The organism is Flavobacterium sp. BFFFF1 (genome assembly GCF_002256285.1).
GTDB lineage: Bacteria > Bacteroidota > Bacteroidia > Flavobacteriales > Flavobacteriaceae > Flavobacterium.
The window spans coordinates 144,399-170,337 of record NZ_NKJE01000003.1; the positions used below are offsets into that span (position 1 = coordinate 144,399).

The following is a 25,939-nucleotide window of genomic DNA, read 5'->3' on the forward strand; positions in this document are numbered from 1 at the left end:
ATCGCCTGTCAAAAACCAATCGATAAGTTACCCTAAAATTTAATGGAAGACCATTTTGATGAATTCACTGGCGAAAGTTTATTAAGCATTTCAGTAAGGTCAGCAATATTAATCGATGGACCGGCTGAAAAAATAGAAACAATTTCATCCGCTTTTGAGTCGAAGAAAACCCGGGTTAAAAACGCGTTTGGCCGCGTATCATAAACTTTCTGCAATGTCATCAGCGTTGCTTTTATTTTTTCTTTACCTGCTTTTGTATTTTCACCGAAAACATCAAGCGCGCCAATATGGTAATCGTATAGTGCTTCTCTGATCGGTGCAAAGGTATTCGAAAGCAAATCGTTAATCAGGAAAAAACGATTTTGGTTCCCGTCCTGCTGGCTCCAGCCTTTATAACCTCCCTGTTGTGCCACGCTGGCAATGGAATGCGCAGCATTAAAGTAGTCTGTCCCACCCATTAATGAATAGGTATCTGCATCGAGTCCTATGATAATATTGGCATAAAATGCCAATACAGAAACCAGATTTGAGTCAAAACTATTCGGGTTGAAAAACAGGTTCTCGTATTCAACATATTTGAAATTGAAATCCTTATCATTATAGTTGAAGACCGGTGAAGAATAGGTGGAATTGTATACCGGACGTGAAGATTGTATTTGCAGTGTTGCGGAAAACTGGTCTCCACTGTATGAAGCCACGTTGATAAACATCGTGCAGTCTATCCGTTCTTTTGTTTTAAAACTGGTTTCTGTCCACTTGGTTTTGTTCACAAACTCGTTGAGCGATTTCTCCAGTGTTTTGAATATCTGTTGATTGGTACTTCCAACGCGGTCGGAGTTTATCCTGACTTCGCAATTCAATTCCTGGGCATTTGAAATGCCGGTAGCAAACAGCAGAAAAAAGAGAATTTTACGCATTGAAATGTGTTATTACTTTATTTAAAATATCATCGGCAACGGCCTCCTTAGCCTTCAGTTCCATCGGTTCAATATTAAAATTCTTATCGATAAAAGTGATTTTATTTGTGGTTTTCCCGAATCCAGCACCCTCATCGCGCAGCGAATTAAGGACAATCAAATCGAGATTTTTCTTTTGAATTTTCAATTTGGCATTCTCAATTTCATTTTCTGTTTCCAGTGCGAACCCAATTAAAAACTGATTTTTTTTAGCCTGTCCCATCGATGCAAGAATATCCTTTGTTTTTTCTAACGCAATGGTAAATTCGTCCGATGATTTCTTAATCTTTTCTCCGGCAACTATTTTCGGCCTATAATCCGCGACCGCAGCTGCGGCAATGGCAACGTCCACCTCTCCATAAAAACGATGGCATGCGTCATACATTTCCTGTGCAGACACCACTTTAATGGTTTCGATATTGCCACTTTTAGCGGTAAAGTGCGTTGGGCCTGTAATCAAAATAATGGTAGCGCCGAGTCCAGCGGCTGATTCTGCAAGGTCAAATCCCATTTTTCCGGATGAATGATTCCCTATAAAACGCACAGGGTCTATCGCTTCGTATGTGGGCCCGGCAGTAATTAGGATTTTTTTTCCTTTCAAAGGCAATCGGGAAGCAATATCGCTCTCAATAAAATGCACTATATTCTCTGGTTCAGCCATCCTGCCCTCGCCCGATAATCCGCTCGCCAACTCTCCGCTTTCAGCAGGAATGATCGTGTTGCCGAATCGTTTCAAGATGTTAAAATTATCGAGTGTCGATCCATGCCTGTACATATCGAGGTCCATTGCAGGAGCAAAATAAACGGGGCATTTTGCAGAAAGATAGGTTGCAGTAAGCAAATTATCACACGTCCCGGAAGCCATTTTCGACAGTGTATTTGCCGTTGCAGGCGCAACAACCATCAGATCAGCCCAAAGTGCAAGATCGACATGATTATTCCAAACCGCATTTTCATCGTCATCATTGTAGAACGAGGAATGGACGGGATTTTTCGAGAGTGTCGATAACGTCAGTGGTGTGACGAAATCTTTAGAGGCAGGCGTCATGACTACCTGGACCTGCGCGCCTGCTTTTATAAAAAGTCTAACTAAACCTGCAGTTTTATATGCGGCAATGCCACCAGAAACACCCAGCAATATTTTCTTACCGCGTAAAACTGACATAGATACTATTTATTTGGAATCTTTGTGGTAGATTTTATCTTCCAGCCATTCCTGCACTGCTAAAGCGTGGGGTTTTGGCAATTTTTCGTAAAATTTAGAAACCTCAATCTGCTCTTTATTTTCGAAAATTTCTTCAAGACTGTCATTGTAGGTAGCAAACTCTTCCAATTTCTCAGTAAGTTCTTTCTTGATTTCAGAGTTAATCTGGTTTGCTCTTTTAGCCATAATTGTGATTGCCTCATACACATTTCCGGTTGGTTGCTCAATCTGGCTTTTATTATAAGTGATTGTATTCACCGGAGCATTCGTCTTTTTTAAATCCATGACTTATTATTATTTAGAAAATTGTTTTAAATCTGTTTCAATTCTGGCCAGCATATCATCTGCTTTGGCCTTATATTCGGTGGACGCATTAAATTTCATAAGGCTTGCATAAGCACTTTTCGCCACCAGCAGACGTTCCTCCATTTTTGAAGGAATACTGTTTATAGCGAGATTGTAAGCCGAGTCGAATTTGTAATATAATGCTTTTTCTTTGTAGGGCGTACCTGGAAAATCTGCAATGAAGTTATCGAAGGCTACCAATGCTGACTTGTAATCTGAAATCGTATTGTATTGTTTGGCAACCTCAAAATTCTTCTTTTCAATCTTCTCCCTTAGCTCTTTCGCAATGCGGTTAGCCTCAGTCAGGTATTCAGAATTTGGATAATTGTTGATGAACGACTGCAATTTATCAATGGCTTTGAATGTATCGACCTGGTCAAGACTGTATCGCGGAGACAATTTAGAAAAACTGTATGCTGCAAGGTAAGCTGCTTCTTCGGCTTTCTCGCTTTTTGGATAACTGGAAGAAAACTTATCGAACTGATAACTCGCTGGATAATACTGCTTTTCAGCATAAAAAGATTTGGCATACATATAAAACAACTTCTCTGCCTGTGGTTTTCCCTGGTAAGAAGGTGCAATCTGTTCAAAAAGCCTCAGCGCCTTAGAAAATTTGCCCTTATCGTACATTTTCGTCCCTACTTCGTATTTTTTTGCGGTGTCTTCGTTCTTTAGCGCTTTTTGGTATTCGCTACAGGAACTGAACAACACGAGAACAAATAGCAGAGAAATAAATTTCTTCATTTTTATTTTTTGAATTTTAATGATTTTGCCGGAAATCAGGGATTGTAATATTCACTGAAAATCAAGCAGCAAATTTAGTTATTAATTGCAGACTACAAAACATTTTTTTGTGGGTGTCTTTGACATGTCTCAGACTTAATATCCCAGTGATTTTACGAAACTATTAATCCGTCCAGCCAATTCTTCGTTGACTTCAACAAGTGGCAACCGAACGGTATTTTCCGAAAGCCCTAACGCTTTATGAATTTGCTTAATTCCGCCGGGATTACCTTGTTCAAAAATCATGTCAATCGAATCTGCTATCTTGTAATGCAGCGCGTACGCGTCATCTGTTTTTCTTTGCAATCCAAGGCGTACCATTTCGGAAAATTCCTTAGGAAACCCCTCGCCGATCACCGAAATTACGCCTGCTCCCCCCGCCAGTATCATAGGCAGCGTAATCATGTCATCGCCTGAAATGACCAGAAAATCTTTTGGTTTCATCTGTATCAACTTCATGGCCTGTACCATATCGCCTGCAGCTTCTTTCACACCGATGATATTTTCGAATTCGTTCGCAAGCCGGATAATGGTGGCTGGCAATACATTGCTGCTTGTTCTTCCGGGAACATTGTATAGGATAACCGGAACCGGTGAAGCGTTTGCGATCGCACTGAAGTGGCGGTAAATCCCTTCCTGTGTTGGTTTGTTATAATAAGGCGATACCGAAAGCACAGCCGAAAAATTTGAAAAATCGCGGGTTTTCAATTCAGCCACCACTGCGGCCGTATCGTTCCCCCCAACACCAAGCACCAGAGGAAGCCTTCCATTGTTTGCCTGCACAATCGTATCAATAACCAACTCCTTTTCCCCTTCCGTAAGTGTTGCCGGCTCTCCGGTCGTTCCAAGAACCACAAGATATTCGACACCGCCATCAATGACATGATTGACAATTTTTACAAGGGCTTCCGTATCCACGGAAAAATCTTTTTTGAAAGGAGTTACCAGCGCAACGCCGGTACCGAAGAATGGTTGCATAACTAAATTTTGTTTAAAATTTTGAGGTATTTAAATAGTTCGGAGATAAAGACCTGATAACTTTCTGCGACCGTAGTGATCATGAAATGGTTCAGGCGTTTGTCAATAGTGGAAAATCCGGCTTTAAATGAGGCTTTAGACCTTTGTGTCACCAACAAAAGTGGTGCTTTTTCAATATCGTAGTAACTAATCAGCAGGTCAAAGTTTTGGCTAATGAAATTCGTTACCGCGTCGCTGTGAAAATGAGCGTCCCAATCGATGTCTTTCAGGCTGAAAACTGGATAATCAAAAACTTCATTCTTTCTAATCCTATCCCTATAGGCGAGAACCGTAACATGATCCCTAGAAATTCCATTGTTCACCAGTTCGGCAACAAATGCTTCACGGGCATCAAAATAGCTTTCATCAATGAGGATACCGACCGAACTGATGCTGTTTCCATCAAAATTGTTCTTAACGTTAGAGAGGCTTTTTTTTAACTTTCTTTTTAATAAAAAATTCTTCAAAAACTTTAAAAACATATTACTTTTACTTGATTTACAAATTTACTCAAATTACTGCCAAAAATCGATGGTAAATCTAAAAAACAATAACGTAGCCGTAAAGCATTTTGTTTTATTCTTAACATTTCTGTTTTTTTTTAGTTGTGGACCACACAGAAATTATGTCACCAGAATAGAAGGAAAGCAGATTGGCATCAACAATTCTCAACCGGAGACCGCGGCGATTGACGCCTTTGTAAAGCCCTATCGGGAACACATTGATGAAGATCTGAGCGCTATTTTGGCTTACGCACCGGAAACACTCGAAAAATTTACTGGGGAATGGCAGACAAACATTGGTAACTTTATGTCCGATGTGACTATGCAAAGATGCACACCAATTTTTAAGACACGTGAAAACCTGCAAATTGACATTTGCTTACTCAACCACGGGGGAATACGTGCCGGCATTGCCAAAGGAAATGTCACCGCACGAACAGCATACGAAGTCATGCCTTTTGAAAACAGTGCGATCGTCGTAGCGCTTAAGGGAGAACAGTTGAAAGAAATTGCCACTTATATCATTAAAGAACACAAACCCCATCCATTGTCCGGAATGACCTTTACAATTAGTAAAGACAAAACCCCAAAGGATATCCTGGTCGGCGGCAACCCCTTGAACACCGAAAAAACCTACTACGTGGTCACTTCAGATTATCTGGCAAATGGCGGTGACAACATGGCGTTTTTTAAAAAATTTGTGGCCAAATATGATTTGGATTACAAGCTGCGTAACATCCTGATTGATTATTTTAAGGATGTGGATACTTTGGAAGTGCGTCATGACCAGCGCATTTCTGTTGAATAATAGCAAACGGAATACATACTCTAGCCCTGATCGAAGCGGCATCTCCCAATTTAAAAAACAAGGTGCCAGCCGTAGTTTTTAAAATTGGGAATACAGCGGAGAGCAGGATTAAGCTCCTAAAAAAATGAAGAGAAGGGATTTTATACAAAAGACTGCGGCAGGATCAGCATTTCTTGCCTTGCCAAGCGTACCGCTGATGGGTTTCGCGACAAGCGTAAAGCATCTGGTGATTTTGCACACCAATGACGTACACAGCCACATCGATCCGTTTCCGGCAGACGATCCAAAAAACGCGAATAAAGGTGGTGTTTCAAGGCGCGCCTCACTGGTTGAAAGCATCCGCAAAGAAAACCCAAATGTACTCCTGCTGGATGCCGGTGACGTTTTTCAGGGCACGCCTTATTTTAATTATTATGGCGGCGAATTGGAATTCAAGTTGATGAGCATGATGAAATATGATCTGGCTACGATGGGCAACCATGATTTTGACAACGGCATTGAAGGTTTTTACAAGCAGCTGCCCAATGCGAATTTTGAATTCGTTTCAGCCAATTACAATTTTAAAAATACCATCCTCGACAGCATTGTAAAGCCTTATAAGATTTTTATAAAAGACGGCATTAAGATTGGCATTTTCGGGTTAGGTGTGGAGCTCGAAGGACTGGTCGATAAAAAAAATTACAAGGAAACCGTGTACCTTAATCCCGTTGACATGGCTACCGAGATGGTGAAAAAACTCAAAAAGGAAGAAAAATGTGATTTGGTAATTTGCCTTTCCCATTTGGGCTATGCTTATAAAGATGATCCTGAAAAAATATGCGACCTGAAGTTAGCGGCACAAACTAAAGACATCGACCTTATTATTGGCGGCCATACGCATACCTTCCTTGACAAACCCACTATCGTTAAAAACCTTGATGGGAATGACGTACTGGTGAATCAGGTGGGCTGCTATGGTATAAACCTAGGAAGAATCGATTTTTACTTTGATCAAGATCAAAAATCAAATGTGTCCAGGGTAATTTCGGTATAGGTCAGGAATTAATCAGCTGATCCCGCCGTAAAAAATACCTTGCCATGAAGAAGTAAGACAGCAGCTGCGCCGACACATATATGATTTCGAACATCCAGAATGCGACATAAAAATGGTATAGCACATAAAAAATATCCGAGAGCAGGAAACAGGTCCACATCAACACACAACTAATTGTTTTCCGGGAACCTTTCGCAATATAATTCAGGATGGCCAGTTTTCCCATTACCGCCAATATGATCCCATATATAAGGAACAATTGAAAGAACCGCTGTTCGTTTTTGAAATCGAGACGCAACATTGTGATGAGCAGGTAGGTGATAAATACCAATACGATTAAAATGGGGAGCGCATCCCCTTTCCTGAATTTATTTGTCATAAAATCCTTCGCTACCTGCGGCAGGATCATGAGGTAAATCAGCATAAAACATCCGAAAGAGACCAGGAATGACGTTTCATACTCCATCATGCTGTAGACATCACCGGTGAACGCCAGCAAAAAGATAATGGCCTTATCAAAGCTGATTGTGTAATTATTGTTTACGTAATAATAATAAAATATAGAGGGTACGACCACCGCCTTCGGAAATATAACCCAGTCATTCATTCCAAGGCAGCCAAACAGTACGCAAAGCAATGCCGCTGCGAAATAAGTGATCAAGGCAGGGGTATCTATCTTCATTGCAACATTTTAATAAAATCTGATTCGGAGATCACTGGTACATTTAGTTTTGTCGCCTTTTCAAGTTTTGCAGGTCCCATATTGTCCCCAGCGACGACATAATCGGTTTTAGCCGATATAGCACTACCCACTTTTCCACCATTGTCTTCAATCGCCTTTTTAAGATCGTCTCGGGAAAATGTTTCAAACACCCCGGACACCACAAAGATCTTTCCCTGTAGCTTGTCCGTCGCGTCTGGGTTAATGCGCTCGACGGCTTCCAATTGCACACCATAACTTTTAAGCCTTTGGATAATCAAACCATTTTTTTCATTGGAGAAGAACTCAATGACACTTTGCGCAATCCGCTCTCCGATTTCGTCCACGAGAATGAGATCCATCAAACTTGCGCCAGCCATTGCGTCAATATTTTTATAATGTTTTGCCAGTTTTTTGGCGACTGTCTCCCCTACATACCGTATTCCAAGCGCGAACAGCACCCGTTCAAATGGAATTTGCTTTGAGTTTTCGATACCGTTAATCAGGTTTTCAGCTGATTTTTGCGCCATACGCTCCAACGGCAGTACATCTTCCACTTTCAATTTATAAAGGTCTGCGTAATCATTTATCAGTCCGTTGTTGTGCAACAATGCTACAGTCTCACCGCCCAGCCCTTCAATATCCATTGCTTTCCTGGAAATGTAATGTTGAATTCTCCCTATTATCTGCGGAGGACATCCGTAGTAATTCGGGCAATAGTGCTGCGCCTCGCCAGCGTTTCTTATTAATGCAGTATGACACTCCGGGCAATGCGTGATATATGCTGTAATGGATGTATCGGGTCTTCGCTTCGACAGGTCGACGGCGATAATTTTGGGAATAATTTCACCTCCCTTTTCAACGTATACTTCGTCTCCAATTCGGATGTCCAGCTTTTCAATCTGGTCTGCGTTATGTAAGGAGGCTCTTTTCACGACGGTCCCAGCGAGTTGTACCGGCTCCAAATTGGCTACCGGGGTAATCGCTCCCGTCCGGCCAACCTGGTAAGAAATCGAATTCAGCCGGGTAGACACCTGCTCCGACTTAAATTTATAGGCAATTGCCCAACGCGGCGCTTTGGCGGTATATCCTAATTCGTCCTGAAAGTGCAATGAATTTACTTTGATGACCACACCATCTGTTTCATAGGGAAGATTATGGCGGTGCGTGTCCCAATAATCAATAAATTCAAAAACTTCTGTTAGGTTTTTGGCCAGTTGTGCTTCTTTCGGGACTTTGAAACCCCAATCACGTGCGTGCTGTAATCCCTCATAATGCGTTTTGAACTGCAGTTTATTGCCAACAATCGAATATAATAAACAGTCTAATGGGCGACGGGCCACTTCAGCGCTGTCTTGCAGCTTTATACTCCCAGATGCGGTATTCCTTGGATTAGCATAAGGCATTTCCCCAATTTCAATCAGGTCCTGGTTCATTTTTTCAAAGCCAGCCAGTGGTAAAATAATTTCTCCCCTGATATCAAAACGGCCGGGAAAATCTCCTTTTAGTTGCAATGGGATTGATCTTATCGTCTTTACATTTGTAGTGACTTCATCGCCTTTGAAGCCATCGCCGCGGGTCACGGCGTGTTTAAGCAACCCATTTTCATAGGTAAGGCTTATGGATGCGCCATCATATTTTAACTCGCAGGTAAAATCCGGGTTGACATCGCCCAGAACTTTCAGTATCCGCTTTTCCCAATCTTCTACGTCTTCTTTGGAATAGGAATTGTCAAGCGAGTACATGCGGTTTTCATGAACAATGGTCGGGAAGTTTTTTGTAACCGTACCACCGACTCTTTGTGTAGGGGAATTTTCATCGAAATATTCAGGATGCTGGTTCTCCAATTCCTGAAGTGTTTTCAGTTTCAGGTCAAATTCTAAGTCAGAAATCGTGGGCTTATCGACTACATAATAATTGTAATTGTGTTGATTAAGTTCGTCTCGCAGCGCCTGAATTTTTGCCTTAACTTCCATTTATTTCCGGAATATAAACGTTAGAATTTAAAGTGCCAATTTAATAAATTTTATCTGCTTTAGGTAAAAAGACCGCTACCGATTTCGGCCTCATTTTAAAGATATTTTTGTGCGTATTTAGCATACCATTAGTAAGAAATGAAATAAAACACTTTTTTTTGTAATCTTTTGATATAAAACTCATTTAAAATAGTATATTTGAAAGCTCTTTTACAAGACAAGCCATTGACATTTTGTGAGTTTAAAATAGATGCCGTCCCCAAATTCTATCGTTAACCTATTCGAGATGAAGCATAACCAAAAACTTCATTTGCGAATATTTCTTACACGTTCATTTCCATAAGTACAGTACGAATGCTATTTGCAATATCACAAACACACACAAAAGCAAAAATCATTTTAACAATTGAAGGAAAATGCAAGAAGACAAAATTATTGACGCCGAATCGGTTATTCTAAGATTAAAGCAAGCTTTAAAAATCAGAAAAGATATTCATCTGGCCAGGATGCTGAATATCAGGCCGAATACCATTTCCACCTGGAAAAAGAGGAATACATTGGATTACCCTGCCATAATCGGCATTTGCCAGGAAATGGAACTGGACCTTAATGAAATTTTGCTGGAAAAGAAAACGACCAGGCAGAACGATTTAAGTAAACCGGTACAGACGAAACTTGTGAGCCGCGAAGTACAATTCGAATACTGCATGGGCTCTGACGAACTCGTAGAAAAACTCCCTAGATATAATTTTCCGTTCATCATCGGCAGCAATTCACGCGCTTTCCAGGTGTTGAGCAATAATATGTTCCCGATTATCGAGGAGAATTCATTTGTAATTTGTGAAGAGACTAAACTTAGTGAAATCCCGGAAAACAGTCTGGCTGTAATCATCAGCAGAAAAAAAGGGTTGTTTATTAACCGTATCCGTCGCATTGCCGATAAAAAAGACGTTTATCTGCTGACCAGTGAAAATACCTTTTTCAACAATGTCAATATGAGGGAGGAAGACATTAATGAAATCTGGCTGATTAAGGCATCTTTATCTTACAACATGAACGTCGATAACAAATTCAAGTTTATTAACGACAGCATTAAGGTAATCGATCGCGCACTGATTGATTTCAAGAGTTCATAACCGAGATAATCTGGCGGTAAAGTTGGCCATCACTCAAAAATGCGCCCTGTTGTATCAGCGCAAAAATAGAAGCATTGCGGTCTTCGCCGAAATCCCTTGTTCCCATCTTCATTTCAATGGTATCGGTAAACATATTGTCGCCCAGCCATTGCAATCCGGCTTTGGTCAGGAAATCAACATTTCCGTCAAGTGATTTGAGCACCAAAGATTTAATTTGAGCATCACCTGCATGAAAAAGAAAAATGTGGTTTTTCGAGAAATGCTCCAGGTATTCCGCACGCGTTAACACACCTTCCCAGATCAGGTCGGAAAAAACATCAAGTTCCTGCTCTGCGATCTGAGGGTTTTCGGACTTGATCTTGTCCCATTCTGCCTTGTCAATGGATTGGGTGGCCAGGAAGTTTATAAACTCCGGGTGCAGTTCTTCGAATTGTTCTTTAGTGAGGCGTGCGTATTTCATTTGGGCGGGGCTGGGTTGGAAAGTTTGAAGTTGAAAGTCTAAAGTTGCAAAGTTATAAAGTTTTGGAACTTGTCCATTCAAATTTCGTTGTCCATTAGTCAAAATTGTTGAAAACCGGATGTTGAAAAACGAATTTCGAAGTTTAACAGCACCCTAGCCCCGATTGAAGCCGGCATCCTTTTTTATTTTTCGGATTTGCCCTTCGACGGCACCCGAAGTAAAAAAATAAAAAAGATAAAGGCGGAAAGCGGGATTAGCTCCAAAAAAAAAAAAATCCCGACTTTCATCGGGATTTCTATACACTTTGCAAATCAGCTGCTCATTAGATCAGCTACTATTTCTCAGCTACAATCTCGTAAGGCAGGTCAACTACAACATCCCTGTGTAAACGCACAGAAGCATTGTATTTCCCGGTGCGTTTCACGATACCGCTTGTGATGAATTTCCTGTCGATTTCGTGTCCTGCTTTAGCCAAAGCTTCAGCAAGATCGATATTCGTAATCGAACCGAAAAGTTTTTCGCCACCTGCTTTTGCAGAAAGTTTGATATCCAATGATTTTAGGGTTTCAGCCAAAGCCTTAGCATCGTTAACGATTTTAGCTTCTTTGTGAGCCCTTTGTTTCAGGTTTTCAGCCAATACTTTTTTAGCTGAAGGTGTTGCCATTTGTGCAAACCCCTGAGGAATTAAGAAATTACGTCCGTAACCTGCTTTCACAGTAACGACATCATCTTTAAAACCTAAATTTTGAACGTCTTGTTTTAAGATCAATTCCATGTTGTTGTCCTTATTATAGAAGTTAGGTTCCGTTTGATGGAAACCAACAACTGATTTTTAAATTATTTCAATAAATCGGCCACGTATGGCATTAAAGCCAAGTGACGTGCTCTTTTCACAGCCACCGACACTTTTCTTTGGTATTTCAATGAAGTTCCGGTTAAACGGCGTGGAAGGATTTTCCCTTGCTCGTTCACGAATTTCAATAGGAAATCTGGATCTTTATAATCTACATATTTGATTCCGGATTTCTTGAAACGGCAATATTTTTTGGTTTTATTGGTTTCAATGTTCAAAGGCGTAAGATATCTGATATCCCCGTCTTTTTTTCCTTTTGCTGATTGCTCTATAGTAGACATAATTATGCTTTTGCTTTAAGTTTTGTTCTTCTTCTTTCAGCCCATGAAATGGCGTGTTTGTCAAGTGTTACAGTTAAAAAACGCATAACCCTTTCGTCACGTCTGAATTCAGTTTCGAAAGCGATAAGGTGCTCACCGGCAACTTTGAATTCAAATAAATGGTAAAAACCACTTTTTTTGTTTTGGATTTCGTAAGCCATTTTTTTCAGGCCCCAATCCTCTTTAGATACCATCTCAGCTCCTTTTGCGGTAAGAAAATCTTCAAATTTGCTTACTGTTTCCTTTACCTGAACTTCAGATAAAACGGGATTTAAGATGAAAACAGTTTCATAATGATTCATAAAAAATATTTTTAAATTGGGTGCAAAAGTAATCAATTAATTTAATTGCACAAGCATTAACCCATTATAATCGACGAAAGGCAATTTTTGACTGTAAAAATTAGTTTGTTTAAAAAATTTGATATACTTTTAAAATTCCCAAAATTTAAGAACAGAGATTTATGAAGTTGAATTGTGTAATTGTAGATGACAGCTCTATACAGAGGATGATTGTCGGAAAACTGGTTAGCAATCACCTTAACCTGAATTTAGTCGGTGAATTTTCAAATGCGATCGAGGCCAAGAATTTCATGTCATATAACTCAATTGACCTGTTATTTCTTGACGTCGAAATGCCTATTGTAAGTGGTTTCGACCTGCTTGATGGCCTTAAAACAAAGCCACAGGTTGTCTTTATTACCTCAAAACCGGAGTATGCGGTAAAGGCATTTGACTATGATGCAACAGATTATCTTCAGAAACCCATTACGAACGCCCGTTTTGAATCGGCGATAAAACGTGCCATCAACCTCTTTAACATGCAGAAAGAAAGCATGGAAGAGGATGGGGACCATATTTTCATCAAAAGTAAACTTAAGAAACTCAAGATATTTACCGCCAGGATCAAATGGATTGAGGCATATGGCGATTACGTTAAAGTGGTCACCGAAGATGAGAATCACCTTGTGCTGTCAACGATGAAATCTTTCGAAAATGACCTACCGGCAGATCGTTTTGTCCGCGTCCACAAGTCATACATTGTGAATATCGATAAGGTTGATAAGTTCAACAGCAAGTTTGCCGAAATCGGCCCAACAAAGATCCCGTTAAGCCGCAACAAAAAAGAAGATCTCAAAAAGGCGCTCGAGGTTTCTCAGTAAAAATCAACGTTTACAATTGCTTTGATTGCCCTGAACTGCGGAACAGCCTCAAAACTGTTCAGTATTTTACGCAGCGTCATTTTTGTGCTTCCTAAAGCCTTTTCCTGCGGAATTTTGATCATGATTGTCCTAATGTATTCATTCCTGATCCTGCTGATGGAAGGTTCTTCCGGGCCCAAAACCGGAATATCCAGATTTTGTTTTAACACTTCATAAAGCCAAAATGCACCCGCTTTCAGTTTTTCAAAATCACGGTGCTTCAGTGTTAATTTGATCAACCGAAAGTAAGGTGGATACTTGTATATCTGGCGTTCATAAAGTTGCTCTTTGTACATGCCGTGGTAATCATTCTGCGTAACCTGCTGTATCGTGTTGTGGTTTGGGTTGTAGGTTTGGATAATAACCTTGCCCCTTTTAGCGGAGCGGCCTGACCGCCCGGAAACCTGGACCATCATTTGGTAACTCCGTTCCAACGCCCTGAAATCGGGATAATACAGCATGTTATCGGCGTTCATAATCCCAACCAGTGAAACATTATCAAAGTCCAGCCCTTTCGCCAGCATTTGCGTTCCAACGAGGATATCCGTTTCCCTGTTTTTAAACCCATCGATCAATTTTTCGAAACTATATTTCCCGCGCGTAGTATCCTGATCCATCCTTGAAACCCTTGCTTCAGGAAACAGCACTTCCAGTTCCTGCTGCACCTGTTCTGTCCCAAAACCTTTCGTTGTGAGGTCGACACTGCCGCATTGGTGGCAATTGATGGGCATCGCAATCGAATGTCCACAATAATGGCATCGCAATTGGTTTTTAAATTTATGGTACGTGAGGCTGACATCGCATTGCGGGCATTGCGGCACATGGCCACAAGTCATGCATTCCACAACAGGTGAATAACCGCGGCGGTTTTGAAAAAGGATGACCTGTTCGCCCAGCGACAAAGCTTCGGCGATGTGCTCCGTAAGCGTATCACTGAAATGCCCGGTCATTTTCTTTCGGAAGTGCTTGTCTTTTAAGTCGACCAATTCGATTTCAGGCATTAACACATTTCCAAACCGCTCCGTAATTTCGGCATAGCCATATTTACCGGATTGCGCATTAAAATTAGTTTCCAGGGAAGGCGTTGCCGATCCCAGCAATACTTTGGCAGCATGTTGTGAAGCCAATACAATCGCCGCATCCCGCGCGTGATAACGCGGTGCCGGGTCCTGTTGCTTAAATGTTTGCTCGTGTTCTTCATCGATAATAATCAATCCCAACTGATTGAAAGGAAGAAACAACGCCGAACGTGCCCCAATGACAATCTGTGCCTTATCAGAGCTTTCGAGCACGCGATTCCACGTTTCTATACGCTCGTTATTGCTGTATTTTGAATGAAAAACAGAAACTTTGTTTCCGAAATGCTTCTGCAGCCTGCCAACAAGTTGCGTTGTCAAAGCGATTTCCGGCAGTAAGTACAACACTTGTCCCCCGTCCTTAATATAATGTTCTATCAACCTTAGATACACTTCGGTTTTTCCGGAAGAGGTAACTCCTTGGAGCAGACACACTTCTTTTGACCTGAAAACAGTGCTAATTTCCGTCAACGCTTTTTGCTGTGCCGGACTGAGGTCAAGCGTGTCATTTCCAGGGTCTTCACCGAAGTCAACACGGTCTTCCCGAATGAGATACTCTTCGAAAATTCCTTTATCCAATAATCCTTTGATGACTGCGGGCGATGAACCGGAAATTTCCGAAAGCCTTTTCATCGGGATAGGTTTTCTTTCGGCCGAAAGCTGGAAGTAGCTCAGGATGGCGTCTTTTTGCTTGTTAGCGGATTTCAACATTTCGAGTAATCCCTGTAAATCAGCGTCCTCGCGATAGTCCGGATGCAGGCGTACGTATTTAACGAGCTTTGGCGTGTAGGTTTCGTGGATTTCCTCGCGGATGGTGACGATATTGTTTTCCATCATTTTACGCAGGATCGGGAAGACATTTTTGCGGTCCAATAGCGCAATAATATCGGCTACTTTTAACGAGGGTTGGTGCAGTAACGCCCGGTAAATCAGGAATTCATTGTCCGAAAGGCTTTCTTTTTCAAAATAGGTTTCCTGTTTCAGCGAAATCAGTGTTTCACTTTCCAATAAAAATGCGGATGGCATCGCGCCGCGGTACACATCGCCGATGGCACACATATAATATGAGGCAATCCAAAACCAATGGGCAATCTGAATTTCCGTTACAATCGGCTTCTCGTCAAGGATGTGCGCAATAGGCTTTGCTTCGTATAAGTTTGGCGCATTCTCATGCAGGTCGATGACCAGACCGGTGTAAATCTTATTCCTTCCGAACGATACCGCGACACGCATTCCTTTTTGCAGAAAGTCCCACTCTTCTGCCGTGACGCTGTATGTAAAAGTACGGGAAAGGTTTAACGGTAAAATGACTTCGGCAAACATGTTTTTTGAATGAATAGGTAATAATGAATAATTAATAACGAGCGGCATTGGGAATGCCCCTGAATTTCAAACTATACTCTTTCATTATTAATTACTAATTGTAAATTATTAATTACTTCACGCGGTGCCAATACTGCGTCCTGCCGAATAACGAGATTCCGATGTAGCCGCGCACTTTCAGTTTATTGCTGTCTTCCAGATTAATATAACACTTGTATAGTTTCCCGCTTTTCGGATCGAGAATGCGTCCGCCATTGTATTCATCGCCGTCTTTCTTCAAACCTTTGATTACGGTCAGGCCAAGTATGGGTTTGTCCTTATCGTCACCTGAGCAGTTTGAGCAGGTTTTATGCTTGTCTTTTGGATTCAGGATATCGAGCACCTTACCATAAATCTTTCCGTTTTTCTCATAAATTTCCAGAATAGCCAGTGCCTTTCCGGTTTCGTCATCGATGGTTTTCCATTTGCCGATAACCGACTGTGCGAACACCAACGGGCAGCACAGTAGAAAGACAATTGTAACAAATAGTTTCTTCATGTGGATGATAATAGCCCTGATGGAAGCGGCATCCTTTTTTATTTTTAGAGTGGCGTTTTGGTAAAACCTAATCGTCAAAAAATAAAAAAGATACAGCGGACAGCAGGATTAAGCTCCTAATTAAGCTTTTTCTTTTTCAATCTGTTGATGGTGACATTGAGTTCAAAACCCAGCAGCAACACCATACAGTTAATCCAAATATAAAACATTACGATGAGTAACGTTCCGATTGAACCGTACAATTCGTTATATTTTGAAAATTTAACAACCCAGATCCCGAAGAAGTAGGAAGACAAAATGACCAAAATCGTCGTAACCACAGATCCGACAGATATGAATGCGCGCTTTGCAGTGCGTTTGGTCCCGAATTTAAACAAGATAGAAATCCCAATCAGAATCATCAGGATTACGAAAATATAACGGCCAAGGACAATGAGCGGAATGTTGTCACTGATTATACCTGGGATGTCTGTACTTCGAATAAATACTTCAAAAATCACGATAATGGCGACAGTCAATATTAAAATGAACGTTAACAGCAGTGACATCGCCAGCGCAACCAAATATTGCCGGAAAAATCCACGCCGCGCTTCGACATGCTGCGATTTCTGAAAACCGACGAGCACTGCGTTCAGTCCATTGGCCTGCAAAAATATTGACAACAGGAATCCCGAAGAAAGCAGGCCCTGGTAACTGTTGTTCATGATGTCGTTGATGATTGCTGCAATGGCGTCATACGTATTTGGCGGCACCCCTTCTTCGACAAACTTCAGGAAATCCTGTTGGAAACCGGAAATCGGGATATACGGAATCAGATTCAATATAAACAGCAGGAACGGAAACAACGCCATAAAGAAACTGAATGCAATCGCACCCGCCCTGTAGGGAAGCGCCCCCTCTCCTATTCCGGTAAAATACAATTCCAGTAAATCATACAACGTAAACCCGTTAAGCCAGGGCAGCTTGATGCGTTGCAACACATGCATCAGGTTCCGGAGTACGGGAATTCTCTCTATACGGGATTCTACTTGTTCGGACATTGAAAATAATTATGAATTACAAATTATGAATTACGCATTTAGGAATTGAAATGCGTTGTGAGCAAAAAGGTGCCTGAATTAAATCCGATACTTTATTCTTAATTCCTGATTCTCAATTGCTAACTCTCAAATCGCTTTCAGGCTCAGGTCCATATTGTAAACAGAATGCGTCAAAGCACCCGAAGAAATGTAATCCACGCCACAATCTGCATAGGCGCGAATCGTATTTTCGTTGATATTCCCGGAAGATTCCGTCTGGCATTTGTCGCCGATGAGTTCGACCGCCTTTCTGGTGTCCTCAAAGTTGAAATTGTCAATCAGGATGCGGTGTACGCCCTCATTCTGCAATATTTCACGTATTTCATCCAGCGTCCTTGCCTCGACAATAATTTTCAGGTCAAGGCTGTTTTCCTTTAAATAAGCTTTTGTTTTGGTAATGGCGTTTGTAATGCCGCCTGCGAAATCATTGTGGTTGTCTTTCAACATGATCATATCATACAACGCAAAGCGATGGTTCTCACCGCCTCCTATGGTGACCGCCCACTTCTCTGCCGCACGGAAACCCGGAGTCGTCTTACGCGTATCGAGCACTTTTGTTGATGTCCCTTCCAGCAATTTTGCATAGGATTGCGTCTTGGTCGCAATGGCACTCATGCGCTGCATCGAATTTAAAACGACGCGCTCTGATTTCAGAATGGATTGCGAGCTTCCCGACACGTGGAACACCACATCGCCATATTTTACCGGCTGTCCATCTTCGATAAAGACATCAATGGCGAGCGAAGGGTCAACATAGTGAAATATCATCTTCGCAAATGCTACCCCGGCGATGATACCATCCTGTTTTACAAGTAATTTTGCCTTTCCGGTTGCTGATGCGGGAATGCAGGCCAAAGAACTGTAATCTCCGGGACCAACGTCTTCGCGGATGGCGTTTTCTATAATCAATTGTAGTTCGTTGCGAAACTGGGAATCTGAAATCATAGTATTCATTTAAAACTGTGGCTAAAATACAAGATAATTAGATAATGTGTCAATTAGAAAATCAGATATTGATTATTATGGAGCTATTAACGTGAATTTTTAATTTTCCAATTTTTCTAATTTTCTAATTTTCTAATCTTTTAATTACTAAAACTCCCTACACGCCATTCAACCCACGCGTTGGCACCTATCTAAATAACGCAAAGCCATTCGCTCAGTTGATATTGGAACACCTATTTGCGTGAAAGCCAATGCCGGCGCTATTAAACCGCCAAGTGGGACCCAAAATTGGATACCGAAAAAACAAAGCATCTGTGGAAAGGATCCCCGAAAAGAAAATAAATTCGAAATCCCTGAAAGAAATTTTAAAATGTCGCAGGTCAATTAAGTATGATGCATTTAAAAGCCGCTATTGAATTCCCTCAGCGCGCAATAAAAACTCTACATGGGTCTTAAATCCCTTTAATGTATGGCGCGACTGGAAATAATTGTCAAAAACCTCATCATCATCATGGTTTTTCAAGGTTTTTAATTCGAATTCCATCGCCGCCGTACGCGATTCCAGCGAACCAGCAAATTGTTCGTATGCCCCAGGGTCAGGAAAATCATCTGCTTCCAAAGCAATGTAGCGTTTAAACAAAGGGCGGTAAATCGCCCGCACTTCCATAAACGCTTCACTTGAAAGGGCCTTAATCTTTGCCATCCCGGCTTCCATATCCTGTATCAATTGCTTCTTATCTGTCATTGGTTTTATTTTTTCTGGAGGCCATTCTTTCAAAGGTAGTCAAAAACAACCGGAGTATCGAGAAAGAAATCCAAAGGTATTTTGACTACATTTGGAAATCACTGTACGATAAAGCATTTCGACATTTATGGATAATAAAAAAACCTCCTTATAAATTAAGATTATGAATTCGCGAAAGATTACCCTGGTGGCTGATTGACTTAGGATTTGCAGCAAAAGGCAAAAATTGTGAGGCTGCAGAGGCACTCCTTCAGTAGTATAACAAAGGGAATAATACGTCATGCCACGTGATGCAGGAAGGTGAATTATGGAAAAAAGGCAGCATTACATTCGGAGAAGATTGACGTAAATTGTAAATACAACCAACTAATTATGGACATCAATAAAATAACCGCCGTTAGTGAAAGCGAAGGCCTGCAATTGAGCATCGCTGGTGGCAATTACCGAATCGTCATCTCAGGAAAACAAACCGGCGGGAAATTTGCAGTAATCGAAATGCACGTTCCTCCCGGCGCCGGGCCAGGGCTGCATGCCCATACTGACATCCACGAGTCTTTTTTTGTCCTTGAAGGGGAAGTGACGTTTCAATCTGAAACTGGAGCATATACCGCAAATGAAAATGCGTACATCAGTATCCCCACAGGTGGCGCTGTCCATGGCTTTAAAAACACGACGGATTATCCGGCTAAATTATTGTGCACCGTGATGCCAGCGGGACTCGATGACTTCTTTATAGAAATGGATGCATTGGTTCAATCCAACCTTACGGAAAACGACCATAAGGAAAAAATGAAAGCGCTCGCGGAACAATACGGGCAGCAGTTTTATCCGGAGGATTATTTCAGCGGAAGCAAGCAATAGGCAAGCTAAACCTTCGCTTAATATTAGCTTAAAAGGATACGTTGCTCAAAATACATTCAATCGTGTTCCGTTTCGAGAACATGACAAAAACAATACCCACTAAGTTACCGGAACTTACAATCTCCTTTTGGATCATCAAGATTTGCGCGACCACTTTAGGCGAAACTGGCGGCGATCTGCTCGCGCAGACAATGAAAGTCGGTTATGTGACCAGCTCAATCATTTTCCTGTCGTTCTTTTTTCTCGCCTTTTTCACACAGATCAATGCCAAAAAATACAATCCGCTAATTTATTGGTTTGTGATTGTGACCACCAGTACTGCCGGCACGACGATTTCAGATATGATGGACCGGACGATGGAGTTGGGTTACGCCAAAGGCTCACTAATCCTCTTGTCGCTGTTGGTGATTATACTTACGGCGTGGAAATTAACCGAAAAGACGATTTCAGTTTCTGCAATCAAATCAGTACGCGCCGAAACGTTTTATTGGGCGGCAATATTATTTTCAAACACACTCGGTACGGCATTAGGCGATTTCCTGTCCGACGACTCCGGTTTGGGTTTTGCAGGTAGTGCCGCGCTGGTTGGAGGCTTATTATTGCTGACTATACTTGCCTATTATTTCACAAGATTATCCAGAGTGGTACTGTTTTGGCTCGCGTTTGTCCTGACACGACCGTTTGGGGCGACTTTCGGGGATTTCCTGACCAAGCCAATCGAAAAAGGCGGATTGGAAATGGGTACAGCGATTTCATCCGCCATACTCGGGGTAATCATAATGATTTTAATATTCCGGGAAATGAAAAGCCTGCAAATGAAATCAGCGGAAGCTTAAAATAGAATGTCTTACCGCGTAAACACTAAATGATTCCCTTTTGATAAATTCGCATCAAAAGCATAGCCATCATAATTGAATCCTTTTAAGTCATCAATCGTCTTCGCATCCGTATCAATAATATAACGCACCATCATACCGCGTGCCTTTTTCGCGAAGAAACTGATGGTCTTGAGTTTTCCGTCCTTGAAATCCATAAAATCCGGTGTAACCACGGGCACTTTCAAAGCCTTCACATCTACCGCACCAAAATATTCCTGGCTTGCCAGGTTGATAAAAAGTTCCCCTTTCTTTAATTCCTTATTTAAGGCTTTCGTAAGGTCAGCTTTCCAGAATTCATAAAGGTTTTTGTTTTCACCGACAGGCAAATGTGTTCCCATTTCCAGACGGTACGGCTGCATTAAATCCAGCGGCTTAAGCAATCCATACAATCCGGAAAGGATCCTGAGTGTATCCTGCAACGCATCGATTTTATCCAAAGGAAGATTATAGGCGTCCAATCCCTGGTACACATCACCGTCAAAAGCATATATCGCGGGACGTGCATTATCCGGCGTGAAAGGGGTTTTCCATTTTTTGTTGCGCTGCCAGTTCAGTTCAGCCAGCTTATCGGAAATATCCATCAGTTCAGAAAGTTCTGCCGGCTTTTTCTTCTTGATTACCGAATGGACCAAACGGCTTTGCTTCAAAAAAGCGGGTTTCGTATGCCTTTCTGTAGGCAATGGCGATTCAAAGTCGAGGGATTTGGCGGGGGAAATGACGATTTTCATAAATTAATTTTAAAGATCGGGAGTTCGTAAGATCGTTAGCAATAATGTATCTGTTTTTTTCATTACCTAAATTATCTCATTCGCTAATTTTCTAATTAAACAACTCCTCTTCAATCTGGAAACTGCTCAAAAATTCAATTGTTTTGACAATATCATAATGCAATATACGGTCCTCTCCTACCAATGGGATTTCTTCTCGGTAGGATTTCAGGAACATCTCAATAAAATCGCTCGATTTCAAAGGCTCCCGGAAATGGATCGCCTGTGAAGCATTCATCAGTTCTATCGCCAATATTTTTTCAAGGTTTTCCATCACCTTCAACGCTTTCACGGCCGCATTGGCCCCCATACTGACATGGTCTTCCTGGCCATTCGACGAGACGATGCTGTCAATACTCGCCGGTGTCGAAAGCTGTTTGTTCTGGCTGGCAATGCTTGCGGCAGTATACTGCGGAATCATAAATCCTGAGTTCAATCCCGGATTTTCCACCAAAAACGCAGGCAGCCCGCGCAAACCTGAAATCAGCTGGTATGTCCTCCTTTCGGAAATACTGCCCAACTCTGATAACGCAATCGCAATAAAATCCAAAGCCAACGCCAGCGGTTGTCCATGGAAATTCCCGCCTGAAATGATCTTGTCGCTCTCGTAAAAGATATTTGGATTGTCCGTCACCGAATTCACTTCGGTCTTAAACACTTTTTTGACATAATCGATGGCATCTTTTGAAGCACCGTGTACCTGAGGGATACAACGGAACGAATACGGATCCTGTACATGTTGCTTCTGCTGCGTAATGATCTGGCTTCCTTCAAGGAATTCCGTAACGCGTCTCGCGGTTATCACCTGTCCTTTGTGCGGTCTGATAAAATGAATGTGCTCGCTGAATGGCTCAATCCTTCCGTCGAATCCTTCAATGGAAATGGACCCAATCAAATCAGCGAGATAGGAATATTTACAGGCCTTCAGCAATACATGTACGCCATAAGCGCTCATAAACTGCGTTCCGTTCAACAAAGCCAGGCCTTCTTTGGATTGGAGTACGATCGGTTCCCAGCCAAAATGATCCAAAACATCGATTGCCGGTAACTTCTTATCCCCAAAACAAACTTCGCCCATCCCGATCAACGGCAGTGACAAATGTGCCAAAGGTGCCAAATCTCCCGAAGCCCCAAGCGATCCCTGTGTGTAAATAACAGGAAGGATATCGTTGTTGTAAAAATCAATCAGCCTTTCCACCGTAATCAGCTGTACGCCTGAATTACCATAACTTAACGACTGTACCTTAAGCAAAAGCATCAATTTAACAATCGGAAGCGGCACCTCATCCCCGATACCACAAGCGTGCGATTTGACGAGGTTTTCCTGAAGCTGTGAAAGGTTTTCCTTCGAAATTTTAATATTGTAAAGCGACCCAAAACCGGTGTTGATTCCGTAGATGGGATCATCGTTGGACTGCATCTTGTGATCAAGATAATCGCGGCATTTCTGGATATTTACTTTCGCTTCTTCCGATAACGCTATTGGCTTATTTTGAACGATCATTTCGTTAATCTGCTCCAACGTAAGTATCTCGGAGCTTATATAATGGGTATTGTCCATAATGCGGGTTAGATTGAGTGCCAAAATTCCACATTCGACAGTTAAAAAGCAAGATTTGTTGATAATAATTAGGTCGCGTTACACTTGTTTGTAGCGGTTAAAATTTGGAATCCGTATTTTTTACTCTGAATATGTGAAAAATCATTCCCAACCTTGTTATATATCTCTAATAAAATTCAGTTTTCGTAAAAATTTCACACAAGCAACCATTATATTTAAAAAAATGTATTTTTGACAATATCAAATGACAAGAACAGGCCACATATCCACCCCCCTATGTAAAACGTTTGCCAAAGGCACAACGAACGGCACTACTACAACCCCTTTGGGGTAAATTTGTCACATATCATCCCATGCAATTATTTTCGGAAGAAAAAACAAACTCCATTTACACTTTTTAAAAAATACCCATAATGAAAATCCTCAAATTTGGTGGAACGTCAGTAGCTGATGCCCAAAATATTAAACGCGTTATCAACATTGTTAAGGATAAATCACAGGAAAGCAGGCTAATCGTAGTAGTTTCCGCACTTAGCGGTGTGACAGACCTTTTGCTAAAAGCGTCGAAAGAAGCATCAGAGAAAAATGAACACTACAAAGAAATTACGAAGCTTATCGAACAAAAACACCTTGAAGCGATCAAGGATTTGATATCGGTAAACCATCAAAGTGCGCTCCTGAGCCATGTAAAACGGATCATCAACCATTTGGAAACGTTGCTTGATGGTTGTTTCCTACTCGGCGAACTTTCGGCCAGAACGTCAGACACCATTGCAGGGTTCGGGGAAATATTGTCCTCCTACATCATCTCGGAAGCAATGAAACACGACGCCGAACTCGTGGTAGAAACCACTTTTAAGGACAGCCGTGAACTAATTATTACCAACAGCAGTTTTGGAAAAGCTGCCGTGAATTTTGAAATTACAAACCAGCTGATCGCCGACTATTTCCACAACGAAGGCGCGCGTGTTACGGTTATGCCAGGATTTGTCGCATCATCCATGGATGGCAACAATACGACTCTGGGTCGTGGCGGCTCTGATTATACGGCAGCGATATTGGCGGCTGCAACGAATGCTTCAGACCTTGAAATCTGGACCGATGTGAATGGCATGTATACCGCAAATCCCAGATTGGTCAAACAGGCACAGCCCATCAGGCACATTTCTTATCAGGAAGCCATGGAACTTTCACATTTTGGCGCAAAAGTACTGTACCCACCAACCATTCAGCCGGTGCTCCACTTAAACATTCCAATCTGGATTAAGAATACTTTCGAACCGGAAGCATTTGGGACCTATATTTCAAACGAAAACAATTTACAATCCAACCCCATTAAAGGAATCAGCCACATTGACAAAATTACGGTCATTACGCTTGAAGGTTCTGGAATCATTGGTGTCAGCGGGTTTTCAAAACGCCTTTTCGAAGCGCTTTCCAATGAAAATATCAACGTCATCTTTATCACGCAGGCGTCCTCTGAACATTCAATCTGTATCGGGATACTGGATGTCGATGCGGATAAAGCCAAGGTGGCCGTTGACAAGGCCTTCGAGGTAGAAATTTCTCAACTGCGGATTGATCCCTGCACCATTGAAAAAAATATGTGCATCGTAGCGCTTGTCGGTGAAAACATGAAAAACCATCAGGGACTCAGCGGAAAAATGTTCAGCACGCTGGGCAAAAACAACGTCAACATCCGCGCCATTGCTCAAGGGGCTTCGGAACGGAACATTTCGGTGGTAATTAATGAAAAAGACGTTCAGAAAGCTTTAAATACACTACACGAACGTTTTTTCGAAGACAATATAAAGCAATTGAACCTGTTTGTAATGGGTGTCGGAAACGTGGGTGAGAAATTTATGGAACAAATCACAAATCAAAAGAAATACCTGCGTGAGAACCTTAAAATCAACATCCGTTTAATCGGCGTTTCCAATTCAAGAAAAATGCTGTTTGATGGCGATGGGATTCCGTTGAAAGACTGGAAAAACCTCTTAAGTGACGGCGAAACCGCGGACAAAGACGCTTTTATAGAACGTGTAAAGGCACTGAATTTACGCAACAGCGTTTTCGTAGACATTACCGCCAACGATGAAATCTCCAAGACTTACAGCCAATACCTTGAGAAAAATATTGCGGTGGTCACCTGTAATAAAATTGCGTGTGCCTCTGCATTTGACAATTATAAGAACCTGAAAAATCTATCCCGGAAGTACAATGCGCCATTTTTGTTTGAAACCAATGTGGGCGCCGGATTACCGATTATTGACACCCTGAAAAGGATGATTGCCTCAGGCGATAAAATCAACAAAATACAGGCGGTGTTGTCCGGAAGTTTAAATTTCATTTTTAACAATTTCAACGAAAACACCTCCTTTCATGACGTGGTGAAAGAAGCCGGCGTACAGGGTTTTACAGAACCTGACCCGAAAATTGACCTTAGCGGTGTCGATGTCGCGCGGAAAATCCTGATTTTAATCCGTGAAAGTGGCTATGAAATGGAGATCGATGACATCGAAAATAAATCATTTTTACCACAGGCGTCATTAGACACCGACAATGTTCCGGATTTCTTCACTTCGCTGACCGCCAATGCGCAGCATTTTAACGACCTTTACAAAGAAGCCCTGGCAAAAGAAAGCCGCCTGAAATATGTCGCGCAATTTGAAAATGGAAAAGCATCTGTAGGACTGCAATTTATTCCGAAAGGCCATGATTTTTATAATCTGGAAGGGAAAGATAATATCGTGTTATTCTATACGGATCGTTATGTAGACCAGCCTTTGATTATTAAAGGAGCCGGCGCAGGTGCTGCCGTCACCGCATCCGGAATTTTCGCAGATGTAATCCGTGTTGGGAATGTTTAAA

26 protein-coding genes are annotated in these 25,939 nt (G+C 41.7%); 7 read left to right on the forward strand and 19 right to left on the reverse strand.

Going from position 1 to position 25,939, the window contains the following annotated elements; all coding sequences use genetic code 11:
• Positions 1-32: 32 nt before the first annotated feature.
• The 6 genes from CFE23_RS02900 to CFE23_RS02925 all read right to left on the reverse strand — a co-directional run bounded on the left by CFE23_RS02900 (position 33) and on the right by CFE23_RS02925 (position 4,772).
• Positions 33-917 carry a DUF4835 family protein gene (locus tag CFE23_RS02900; RefSeq protein WP_291083737.1) on the reverse strand — a complete coding sequence of 295 codons (885 nt, stop codon included), beginning with the start codon at positions 915-917 and terminating at the stop codon, positions 33-35.
• On the reverse strand, positions 910-2,121 hold the full coding sequence (gene coaBC, locus CFE23_RS02905) for a bifunctional phosphopantothenoylcysteine decarboxylase/phosphopantothenate--cysteine ligase CoaBC (RefSeq protein WP_291083740.1): 1,212 nt from the start codon (positions 2,119-2,121) through the stop codon (positions 910-912). Before coaBC ends, CFE23_RS02900 begins: the two co-directional genes overlap by 8 nt.
• Positions 2,122-2,130: 9 nt before the next feature.
• On the reverse strand, positions 2,131-2,445 hold the full coding sequence (locus CFE23_RS02910) for a DNA-directed RNA polymerase subunit omega (RefSeq protein ID WP_291083743.1): 315 nt from the start codon (positions 2,443-2,445) through the stop codon (positions 2,131-2,133).
• A gap of 9 nt (positions 2,446-2,454) precedes the next feature.
• Positions 2,455-3,249 (reverse strand): outer membrane protein assembly factor BamD, encoded by a 795-nt coding sequence (bamD, locus tag CFE23_RS02915; protein ID WP_291083746.1) that lies wholly within the window; start codon positions 3,247-3,249, stop codon positions 2,455-2,457.
• A 135-nt stretch (positions 3,250-3,384) separates the two neighbouring features.
• Entirely contained in the window at positions 3,385-4,266 is an 882-nt protein-coding gene (gene dapA / locus CFE23_RS02920; protein ID WP_291083749.1) for a 4-hydroxy-tetrahydrodipicolinate synthase, read from the reverse strand.
• A 2-nt stretch (positions 4,267-4,268) separates the two neighbouring features.
• Positions 4,269-4,772: a hypothetical protein gene (locus CFE23_RS02925; RefSeq protein ID WP_291083752.1), complete on the reverse strand. Its 504-nt coding sequence runs from the start codon at positions 4,770-4,772 to the stop codon at positions 4,269-4,271.
• Between the two features lie 64 nt (positions 4,773-4,836).
• On the opposite strand from CFE23_RS02925, the gene CFE23_RS02930 reads away from it, so the two are divergent.
• Positions 4,837-5,616: a 5'-nucleotidase gene (locus CFE23_RS02930; protein WP_291083754.1), complete on the forward strand. Its 780-nt coding sequence runs from the start codon at positions 4,837-4,839 to the stop codon at positions 5,614-5,616.
• 124 nt (positions 5,617-5,740) lie between these two features.
• Positions 5,741-6,649 carry a metallophosphatase gene (locus CFE23_RS02935; RefSeq protein ID WP_291083757.1) on the forward strand — a complete coding sequence of 303 codons (909 nt, stop codon included), beginning with the start codon at positions 5,741-5,743 and terminating at the stop codon, positions 6,647-6,649.
• 1 nt (position 6,650) lies between these two features.
• Here the strand turns inward: CFE23_RS02935 and CFE23_RS02940 are convergent, their stop codons facing one another.
• Positions 6,651-7,331, reverse strand: a complete 681-nt coding sequence (locus CFE23_RS02940) for a lysoplasmalogenase family protein (protein WP_291083760.1) — start codon at positions 7,329-7,331, stop codon at positions 6,651-6,653.
• Positions 7,328-9,325, reverse strand: a complete 1,998-nt coding sequence (ligA, locus tag CFE23_RS02945; protein ID WP_291083764.1) for an NAD-dependent DNA ligase LigA — start codon at positions 9,323-9,325, stop codon at positions 7,328-7,330. Before ligA ends, CFE23_RS02940 begins: the two co-directional genes overlap by 4 nt.
• Positions 9,326-9,741: 416 nt before the next feature.
• Between ligA and CFE23_RS02950 the strand changes: the two genes are divergently transcribed.
• Positions 9,742-10,461: a helix-turn-helix domain-containing protein gene (locus CFE23_RS02950; protein ID WP_291083767.1), complete on the forward strand. Its 720-nt coding sequence runs from the start codon at positions 9,742-9,744 to the stop codon at positions 10,459-10,461.
• Here CFE23_RS02950 and CFE23_RS02955 read toward each other — a convergent pair.
• The 4 genes from CFE23_RS02955 to rpsF all read right to left on the reverse strand — a co-directional run bounded on the left by CFE23_RS02955 (position 10,448) and on the right by rpsF (position 12,396).
• Complete coding sequence (locus tag CFE23_RS02955) at positions 10,448-10,921, reverse strand: DUF6495 family protein (protein ID WP_291083770.1); 474 nt, start codon at positions 10,919-10,921, stop codon at positions 10,448-10,450. The genes CFE23_RS02950 and CFE23_RS02955 overlap by 14 nt on opposite strands.
• A gap of 334 nt (positions 10,922-11,255) precedes the next feature.
• Positions 11,256-11,696, reverse strand: a complete 441-nt coding sequence (gene rplI / locus CFE23_RS02960) for a 50S ribosomal protein L9 (RefSeq protein WP_291083773.1) — start codon at positions 11,694-11,696, stop codon at positions 11,256-11,258.
• Positions 11,697-11,758: 62 nt separating this feature from the next.
• Positions 11,759-12,055 carry a 30S ribosomal protein S18 gene (gene rpsR, locus CFE23_RS02965; RefSeq protein ID WP_020211613.1) on the reverse strand — a complete coding sequence of 99 codons (297 nt, stop codon included), beginning with the start codon at positions 12,053-12,055 and terminating at the stop codon, positions 11,759-11,761.
• Between the two features lie 2 nt (positions 12,056-12,057).
• Complete coding sequence (gene rpsF / locus CFE23_RS02970; protein ID WP_291083776.1) at positions 12,058-12,396, reverse strand: 30S ribosomal protein S6; 339 nt, start codon at positions 12,394-12,396, stop codon at positions 12,058-12,060.
• Between the two features lie 161 nt (positions 12,397-12,557).
• Here rpsF and CFE23_RS02975 point away from each other — a divergent pair, with 161 nt between their 5' ends.
• The gene (locus CFE23_RS02975; protein WP_291083779.1) at positions 12,558-13,256 is read left to right on the forward strand and encodes a LytTR family DNA-binding domain-containing protein; all 699 of its coding nucleotides are present in this window, start codon (positions 12,558-12,560) and stop codon (positions 13,254-13,256) included.
• Here the strand turns inward: CFE23_RS02975 and priA are convergent.
• The 5 genes from priA to CFE23_RS03000 all read right to left on the reverse strand — a co-directional run bounded on the left by priA (position 13,250) and on the right by CFE23_RS03000 (position 19,034).
• Positions 13,250-15,694, reverse strand: a complete 2,445-nt coding sequence (priA, locus tag CFE23_RS02980) for a primosomal protein N' (RefSeq protein ID WP_291083782.1) — start codon at positions 15,692-15,694, stop codon at positions 13,250-13,252. The two genes, CFE23_RS02975 and priA, sit on opposite strands and share 7 nt — an antisense overlap.
• A 112-nt stretch (positions 15,695-15,806) precedes the next feature.
• Positions 15,807-16,232, reverse strand: a complete 426-nt coding sequence (locus CFE23_RS02985) for a DUF2147 domain-containing protein (RefSeq protein WP_291083785.1) — start codon at positions 16,230-16,232, stop codon at positions 15,807-15,809.
• A gap of 116 nt (positions 16,233-16,348) precedes the next feature.
• On the reverse strand, positions 16,349-17,272 hold the full coding sequence (locus CFE23_RS02990; protein ID WP_291083788.1) for a YihY/virulence factor BrkB family protein: 924 nt from the start codon (positions 17,270-17,272) through the stop codon (positions 16,349-16,351).
• A gap of 126 nt (positions 17,273-17,398) precedes the next feature.
• Positions 17,399-18,256 (reverse strand): carboxylating nicotinate-nucleotide diphosphorylase, encoded by an 858-nt coding sequence (gene nadC / locus CFE23_RS02995; protein ID WP_291083791.1) that lies wholly within the window; start codon positions 18,254-18,256, stop codon positions 17,399-17,401.
• Positions 18,257-18,665: 409 nt separating this feature from the next.
• Positions 18,666-19,034 (reverse strand): hypothetical protein, encoded by a 369-nt coding sequence (locus CFE23_RS03000; protein ID WP_291083794.1) that lies wholly within the window; start codon positions 19,032-19,034, stop codon positions 18,666-18,668.
• 339 nt (positions 19,035-19,373) lie between these two features.
• On the opposite strand from CFE23_RS03000, the gene CFE23_RS03005 reads away from it, so the two are divergent.
• Both CFE23_RS03005 and CFE23_RS03010 read left to right on the forward strand, forming a co-directional pair.
• Positions 19,374-19,862 carry a cupin domain-containing protein gene (locus CFE23_RS03005; RefSeq protein WP_291083797.1) on the forward strand — a complete coding sequence of 163 codons (489 nt, stop codon included), beginning with the start codon at positions 19,374-19,376 and terminating at the stop codon, positions 19,860-19,862.
• A 41-nt stretch (positions 19,863-19,903) separates the two neighbouring features.
• On the forward strand, positions 19,904-20,698 hold the full coding sequence (locus tag CFE23_RS03010; protein ID WP_291083800.1) for a hypothetical protein: 795 nt from the start codon (positions 19,904-19,906) through the stop codon (positions 20,696-20,698).
• Between the two features lie 11 nt (positions 20,699-20,709).
• Here CFE23_RS03010 and yaaA read toward each other — a convergent pair whose 3' ends face one another.
• Both yaaA and hutH read right to left on the reverse strand, forming a co-directional pair.
• A complete protein-coding gene (gene yaaA / locus CFE23_RS03015; RefSeq protein ID WP_291083803.1) occupies positions 20,710-21,468 on the reverse strand; it encodes a peroxide stress protein YaaA in 759 nt (252 codons plus the stop codon).
• Between the two features lie 91 nt (positions 21,469-21,559).
• Entirely contained in the window at positions 21,560-23,068 is a 1,509-nt protein-coding gene (gene hutH / locus CFE23_RS03020; RefSeq protein ID WP_291083806.1) for a histidine ammonia-lyase, read from the reverse strand.
• A gap of 413 nt (positions 23,069-23,481) precedes the next feature.
• Here hutH and thrA point away from each other — a divergent pair, with 413 nt between their 5' ends.
• Complete coding sequence (gene thrA, locus CFE23_RS03025; protein ID WP_291083809.1) at positions 23,482-25,938, forward strand: bifunctional aspartate kinase/homoserine dehydrogenase I; 2,457 nt, start codon at positions 23,482-23,484, stop codon at positions 25,936-25,938.
• The last annotated feature ends 1 nt before the right edge of the window (position 25,939 follow it).

Excerpts from the sequence above, each read along its gene's own strand:
- thrA (WP_291083809.1), top strand. The coding sequence starts at position 23,482 with ATGAAAATCCTCAAATTTGGTGGAACGTCAGTAGCTGATGCCCAAAAT.
- dapA (WP_291083749.1), bottom strand. The coding sequence starts at position 4,266 with ATGCAACCATTCTTCGGTACCGGCGTTGCGCTGGTAACTCCTTTCAAA.
- rpsF (WP_291083776.1), bottom strand. The coding sequence starts at position 12,396 with ATGAATCATTATGAAACTGTTTTCATCTTAAATCCCGTTTTATCTGAA.
- CFE23_RS02900 (WP_291083737.1), bottom strand. The coding sequence starts at position 917 with ATGCGTAAAATTCTCTTTTTTCTGCTGTTTGCTACCGGCATTTCAAAT.
- nadC (WP_291083791.1), bottom strand. The coding sequence starts at position 18,256 with ATGATTTCAGATTCCCAGTTTCGCAACGAACTACAATTGATTATAGAA.
- CFE23_RS02990 (WP_291083788.1), bottom strand. The coding sequence starts at position 17,272 with ATGTCCGAACAAGTAGAATCCCGTATAGAGAGAATTCCCGTACTCCGG.
- CFE23_RS02985 (WP_291083785.1), bottom strand. The coding sequence starts at position 16,232 with ATGAAGAAACTATTTGTTACAATTGTCTTTCTACTGTGCTGCCCGTTG.
- coaBC (WP_291083740.1), bottom strand. The coding sequence starts at position 2,121 with ATGTCAGTTTTACGCGGTAAGAAAATATTGCTGGGTGTTTCTGGTGGC.
- CFE23_RS02950 (WP_291083767.1), top strand. The coding sequence starts at position 9,742 with ATGCAAGAAGACAAAATTATTGACGCCGAATCGGTTATTCTAAGATTA.
- rplI (WP_291083773.1), bottom strand. The coding sequence starts at position 11,696 with ATGGAATTGATCTTAAAACAAGACGTTCAAAATTTAGGTTTTAAAGAT.
- priA (WP_291083782.1), bottom strand. The coding sequence starts at position 15,694 with ATGTTTGCCGAAGTCATTTTACCGTTAAACCTTTCCCGTACTTTTACA.
- CFE23_RS02940 (WP_291083760.1), bottom strand. The coding sequence starts at position 7,331 with ATGAAGATAGATACCCCTGCCTTGATCACTTATTTCGCAGCGGCATTG.
- CFE23_RS02930 (WP_291083754.1), top strand. The coding sequence starts at position 4,837 with ATGGTAAATCTAAAAAACAATAACGTAGCCGTAAAGCATTTTGTTTTA.
- CFE23_RS02935 (WP_291083757.1), top strand. The coding sequence starts at position 5,741 with ATGAAGAGAAGGGATTTTATACAAAAGACTGCGGCAGGATCAGCATTT.
- CFE23_RS02955 (WP_291083770.1), bottom strand. The coding sequence starts at position 10,921 with ATGAAATACGCACGCCTCACTAAAGAACAATTCGAAGAACTGCACCCG.
- CFE23_RS02975 (WP_291083779.1), top strand. The coding sequence starts at position 12,558 with ATGAAGTTGAATTGTGTAATTGTAGATGACAGCTCTATACAGAGGATG.
- bamD (WP_291083746.1), bottom strand. The coding sequence starts at position 3,249 with ATGAAGAAATTTATTTCTCTGCTATTTGTTCTCGTGTTGTTCAGTTCC.
- CFE23_RS02910 (WP_291083743.1), bottom strand. The coding sequence starts at position 2,445 with ATGGATTTAAAAAAGACGAATGCTCCGGTGAATACAATCACTTATAAT.
- ligA (WP_291083764.1), bottom strand. The coding sequence starts at position 9,325 with ATGGAAGTTAAGGCAAAAATTCAGGCGCTGCGAGACGAACTTAATCAA.
- yaaA (WP_291083803.1), bottom strand. The coding sequence starts at position 21,468 with ATGAAAATCGTCATTTCCCCCGCCAAATCCCTCGACTTTGAATCGCCA.
- CFE23_RS03005 (WP_291083797.1), top strand. The coding sequence starts at position 19,374 with ATGGACATCAATAAAATAACCGCCGTTAGTGAAAGCGAAGGCCTGCAA.
- rpsR (WP_020211613.1), bottom strand. The coding sequence starts at position 12,055 with ATGTCTACTATAGAGCAATCAGCAAAAGGAAAAAAAGACGGGGATATC.
- hutH (WP_291083806.1), bottom strand. The coding sequence starts at position 23,068 with ATGGACAATACCCATTATATAAGCTCCGAGATACTTACGTTGGAGCAG.